Origin of the sequence: Actinomadura sp. KC06 (genome assembly GCF_004348735.1) — a bacterium.
In the GTDB taxonomy this organism is placed as follows: domain Bacteria; phylum Actinomycetota; class Actinomycetes; order Streptosporangiales; family Streptosporangiaceae; genus Spirillospora.
The window spans coordinates 1-4,820 of record NZ_SMKT01000308.1 but is presented as its reverse complement, the minus strand read 5'-3'; the positions used below and the strand labels follow the sequence as shown (position 1 = coordinate 4,820).

The 4,820-nt window shown below is 68.8% G+C and carries 5 protein-coding genes and 1 pseudogene; 1 reads left to right on the top strand and 5 read right to left on the bottom strand.

Features of this window, described 5'->3' with window-relative positions:
* Window positions 1-183: 183 nt before the first annotated feature.
* From E1287_RS42095 to E1287_RS42085, 3 genes are read right to left on the bottom strand one after another with little or no spacing between them, the layout of a single operon-like run.
* Window positions 184-465 (bottom strand): hypothetical protein, encoded by a 282-nt coding sequence (locus E1287_RS42095; RefSeq protein WP_131971548.1) that lies wholly within the window; start codon window positions 463-465, stop codon window positions 184-186.
* Window positions 462-1,280: an ABC transporter permease gene (locus tag E1287_RS42090; protein ID WP_131971546.1), complete on the bottom strand. Its 819-nt coding sequence runs from the start codon at window positions 1,278-1,280 to the stop codon at window positions 462-464. The genes E1287_RS42095 and E1287_RS42090 overlap by 4 nt, the downstream gene beginning before the upstream one ends.
* Entirely contained in the window at window positions 1,277-2,284 is a 1,008-nt protein-coding gene (locus E1287_RS42085) for an ATP-binding cassette domain-containing protein (RefSeq protein ID WP_131971544.1), read from the bottom strand. The genes E1287_RS42090 and E1287_RS42085 overlap by 4 nt, the downstream gene beginning before the upstream one ends.
* A 607-nt stretch (window positions 2,285-2,891) precedes the next feature.
* Here E1287_RS42085 and E1287_RS42080 point away from each other — a divergent pair.
* Window positions 2,892-3,569 carry a class I SAM-dependent methyltransferase gene (locus E1287_RS42080; RefSeq protein ID WP_207934796.1) on the top strand — a complete coding sequence of 226 codons (678 nt, stop codon included), beginning with the start codon at window positions 2,892-2,894 and terminating at the stop codon, window positions 3,567-3,569.
* 34 nt (window positions 3,570-3,603) lie between these two features.
* On the opposite strand, the gene paaE is transcribed toward E1287_RS42080, so the two are convergent.
* Window positions 3,604-4,656: a 1,2-phenylacetyl-CoA epoxidase subunit PaaE gene (gene paaE / locus E1287_RS42075; protein WP_131971540.1), complete on the bottom strand. Its 1,053-nt coding sequence runs from the start codon at window positions 4,654-4,656 to the stop codon at window positions 3,604-3,606.
* Between the two features lie 2 nt (window positions 4,657-4,658).
* Window positions 4,659-4,820, bottom strand: a pseudogene (locus tag E1287_RS46170) (phenylacetate-CoA oxygenase subunit PaaJ); the annotation flags it as partial.

The window sequence follows — 4,820 nt, the reverse complement described above, 5'->3', positions numbered from 1 at the left end:
CCGCCGGCACCAGCACCGCCAGCACCGCCGCCGCGAACGCGACCAGGGCGATCCCTAGCCAGGCCAGCAACTCCCAGGCGACGAACACTCCGGACCGCCCCGAACCACTCCCGCGGCGCTCCAGCTCTACGATCCTCATAGCTCGTACTCTACATACGCCGCGTCGCAGCCGCTGGCGATCCACTACGACCGGACCGAGTACGGCAGGGTGAGCGTGACGAGCCGTTGCGCGTCTTCGACCGGCATTTTCAGCCAGGCGAAGCCGTCCCAGAAGGCCGCGTCGTGAACCCGGCGCAAGCGGGCGGGGGCGTGGCGGGTGAGGCGCTGCTCCGAGGTGAACCCGAGCAGCGCACGTGTCACCGACAGGCGTGACCAGCTCGGCCGCCACGCAACACTGATCCTGGGCACCTTGCTCACGCCCGGCGGGACCGCCGTGCCCTCGGTGGGGCGGACCGCTTGTTTCATGCCTGTTTTCGGTAGGTGCGGAAGGCGCGTGTGGACAGGAAGCCCATGGCGAGGGCGGTCGCTGTGAGCAGGCCCAGGTGGGCCCAAACTGTGCTCCAGTCGGTGTGGGCGCCCGTCGCCTCTCGGGACGCGACGACCGCCCATTCCATGGGGTTGTAGTCGGCGACGGCGCCGACCCAGCCCGGGGCCAGGCTGAGATCCATCACGGCCGAGCTGAGGAACATCAGCGGCAGCGTGGTGAATTGGGAGATCGCGATGAGCGTCGCCTGCTGGCGGGTCAGCAGTGCCACCGCGTCGGACAGCGCCGAGAAGGTCAGGGCCAGCAGCACCGCGGCAAGCAGTGTGATGCCGACGCCGGCGACGCTCCCAGGGAACCGGACGCCGACGGCCAGGGCGATGGCGACGATGATCAGGCTTTGGATGAGCGTCTGGATCGCCTGGTAGGCCATGGTCGCGATCACCATCGCGCCCCGGCTGGCGGGGGAGGTGAGCATCCGGTCCATCACGCCGCGGTCGATGTCCTGCAGGTAGGTCGTTCCTGACCACGCGCTCGCGAACAGCGCGGTCATCATCACCACGCCCGGCGTGAGGAACTGCAGGAAGCCGCCGTCGCCGTGCGTGAATCCGGGCAGGTCCGCCACCGAGCGGAACAGCTGTCCGAACAGCAGCAGCCAGATCACCGGCTGCACCAGGCCGATGATGAGGAAGGTCGGCATCCGCCGGAGGGCGCGCAGCAGCCGACCGGTCAGGAGCGCGGCGTGCGTGAGCACGGTCAGTGGACGCGCACCGCTGAAATGCTGGTGTGCGGTGGTCACTCCGTCACCTCCAGAGCCTTCGGGGCCGCGGCGGCGTCGAAGCTGTGGCCGGTGTGCCGCAGGTAGACGTCATCGAGCGAGGGCCGGGCGAGAGTCGCGGAGGTCACGGTCATGCCCGCTTCGTCGAGTGCGGCCAGTACCGGTGGCAACGCCCGGGCGCCGTCATCGGTTCGGCCACGGACAGTGCCCCCGTCCATGGTGATGTCCCGCAACTCGGACACCGTCCGCAGGACCGTGAGCGCCCTGTCGTCGGGCTGGGCCAACTCGACGTGCACCGCGTCGCCGCGCAGGCCGCTCTTGAGTTCGCTCGGGGTGCCCGCGGCGACCACAGTGCCCTGGTCGACGATCGCGAGCCGGTCGGCGAGGTGGTCGGCCTCCTCCAGATAGTGCGTCGTCAACAGCACCGTCATTTGCTCGTCCCCGGCCATCCGTGCGATCTCGGCCCACATTTCGCTGCGGGCGTGGGGGTCGAGCCCGGCCGTCGGTTCGTCGAGGAAGAGCACTTGCGGGCGGTGCATCAGGCCGAGCGCGACGTCGAGCCTGCGCGCCATACCGCCGGAGTAGGTCTGCACCAGCCGGTTCGCGGCGTCGGCAAGGCCGAACCTGGTGAGGAGTTCGCGGGCGCGCGCCCTGGCGTCCCGACGGGGCATTCCGTGTAGGCGTCCGGCGAGCAGCAGGTTCTCGAATGCGGTGCCCATCGGATCCGTACCGGACTTTTGCGACACGAACCCGATCACCCGGCGCACCCGCTCGGGCCGCGTCGCCACGTCGATCCCGACCACGCGAGCCGATCCTGAGTCGGCGGCTGAGAGCGTCGAGAGGATCTTCACCGTGGTCGACTTGCCGGCTCCGTTCGGCCCGAGCAGCCCGAACACGGTCCCCTTCGCCACGGCGAAGCTCAGCCCTCGCAGTGCCGTGATGGGCGGCTTGTTCTTGCCGGCCGGATAACTCTTGACCAGATCGACGGCCTCCACGGCCGGATCTGCTACGTGGGCAGCACCCATCGTCACACCCCTTTTCAGGATCTGGTGTGACTCCCACCTTCCTGGTGTCACCGGACACGAGGAGGCTTGATGGCGAGGGCTGAACCCTACGGTGAGTAGTCGCCGCAGAGGCTAGCACCTTGCGGGCCGAGTCGGCCTTATTCCGGCTGATCTGTAGCGCGCCCCATGACCTGGGTCCTTGCCTTGCCTACGGCGAGATCTCCGGTATCCACTCGCACCTTGCAGCGCACACCCGGCTGTCCGCCGGACTCTGTATATCGCTTGCGCGGGCCGCCCTGTGGGCGATGGACCGTGCGGATCCGTCTTTGGACGACCCCCGCTCCATTCCCTGGGCGCTCAGACAGCCCGTCCCGAAACGACGTTTCCGCACTTCGACGGCCGGGCCTGCCGCCTGCTTTCTCTATTTGGCCGCGTAGGTGGTCACCACGTGAGTGAGCCGGGTATGGGGACGTGCTGGGCGCAGGCGGTCATAAGGACGCCACGTTCCACCTTGCGGGGGTAAATGCGTCGACATGGTCCTCGGCACCCGGCAAAGTGGCCGACCGTGACGAGCAGTGAGCTGTGGACCCGCGCGACCGCCGACCGCTACGACGCCGAGGAAGCAGAGATGTCCTCGGCCGCCGTTCTCGGACCGACTCTCGCCTTCCTCGCCGATCTCGCCGGAGATGGCCGGGCACTTGAGTTCGCCATCGGAACCGGACGAGTGGGCGTCCCGCTACGGGAACGCGGCGTGCCGGTAGCGGGCATCGAGCTGTCCGAGCACATGGCGGCGGTCCTGCGGCGCAAGATCGACGAAGACGCGCTCCCGGTGGCCATCGGGGACATGGCCACCACCGTCGTTCCCGGCGAGTTCGCCCTGGTCTATCTCGTCTACAACACGATCTCGAACCTGCTCACGCAGGACGAGCAGGTCGAGTGTTTCCGCAACGCCGCACGTCATCTGGGGCCCGGCGGCCGATTCGTCATCGAGCTGGGCGTGCCGCCGCTGCGGTTCCTGCCGCCCGGCCAGGTCGCGGTGCCGTTCGATGTCTCTGAGCGGCATCTCGGCTTCGACACCTTCGACCTGGTGGAGCAGATTCTCGTCTCGCACCACTTCACCTGCGACGGCGACGACGGCCGCTACCGGCGCGGCAGTTCCCGGCACCGGTATTCCTGGCCGGCAGAGCTCGATCTGATGGCCCGGATCGCTGGGCTTGAGCTGGAACGTCGCGTCGCGGACTGGGACGGGGCGCCATTCACCCAAGACTCTGCGAAGCACATCTCCGTGTGGCGCAAGCCAACCTGAGGTCGGCCACGAGTCGGAGGTGACCCGCCGCCGGTTAGGCGTCGTAGTCGATGGTCAGGCGGGGGGCGGCGGGGAGTGACTGGCAGGTGAGGATGTAGCCGGCGTCTAGCTCTGCTGGGTCTAGGGCATAGTTGCGGCGCATTTCCACGTCGCCCTCTATGAGTTTGGCGCGGCAGGTGCCGCAGACGCCGCCCTTGCAGGCGAAGGGGAGATCGGGGCGAATCCGCTGGGCCGCTTCTAGGACCGTCGCGTCCTGCGGTTGAGCGAGGGTGGTGGAGCGGCCGTCCAGGATTACGGTCACCTCGCTGGCCGGGCCTGTGGGGGCGGGCTTCTTCCGGTTCGGTTCGGGTGGGGGCTCGTCCACGTGGAACAGCTCTTGGTGGACGCGTTCGCGGGGCACGTCGAAGCCGTGGAGGACGCGTTGTGCGTCCTGGACCATGGCGAAGGGGCCGCACAGCCACCAGTGATCGATGTCGGCGATGGGGACTAGGCGGGGGAGAAGGATGCGGAGTCTGTCCGCGTCCAGGCGGCCGGTGAACAGTTCGGCCTCGCGGGGTTCCTGGGACAGGACGTGGACGAGTTCGAAGCGGTCCGGGTGCGCGTCTTTCAGGTCGGCCAGGTCGTCGGCGAACATGACCGTGCCGCTGCGACGGTTGCCGTACAGGACCGTGACCCGGGTGTTCGGGTCGGCTAGGGCGGACGCGGCGATCGACAGGACGGGGGTTATCCCGGAGCCGGCGGCGATCAGTACGTGGTGGGCCGATTCGTCGGTGGAGAGGGTGAACTTGCCTGAGGGTGGCAGGACCTCGACCGTGTCGCCGGGGCGCACGTCGTGGACGAGCCAGGACGAGAACAGGCCGTCCGGGATCTCGCGGACGCCGATGCGCGGGGCGGCCCCGGCGGGCGCGCAGATCGAGTAGGAGCGGCGTTCCTCGCGGCCGTCGATCATGCGGCGGAGGGTGAGGAACTGGCCGGGACGGAACGCGTACTCGTCGCGCAGCGGCGGTGGCACGTCGAAGGTGACCGCGGCCGCGTCGTCGCACAGCGGCTCGACGTCGGCGACGCGCAGCGTGTGGAAACCGGGCACGGTCAGATCTCCTTGAAGTGCTCGAACGGCTCGTTGCAGGCGCCGCAACGGCGTAGCGACTTGCACGCGGTGGCGCCGAACCGGGACAGCTCGACCGTGTCGGACGAGCCGCAGCGCGGGCAGTCGATCCGGCGGGTCGGGCCCAAGGTGAGGGGGATCGGGCC

Bases quoted from the DNA above. Each gene is read 5' to 3' on its own strand.
- E1287_RS42095 (WP_131971548.1), bottom strand. From the start codon at position 465: ATGAAACAAGCGGTCCGCCCCACCGAGGGCACGGCGGTCCCGCCGGGC.
- E1287_RS42085 (WP_131971544.1), bottom strand. From the start codon at position 2,284: ATGGGTGCTGCCCACGTAGCAGATCCGGCCGTGGAGGCCGTCGATCTG.
- E1287_RS42080 (WP_207934796.1), top strand. From the start codon at position 2,892: ATGTCCTCGGCCGCCGTTCTCGGACCGACTCTCGCCTTCCTCGCCGAT.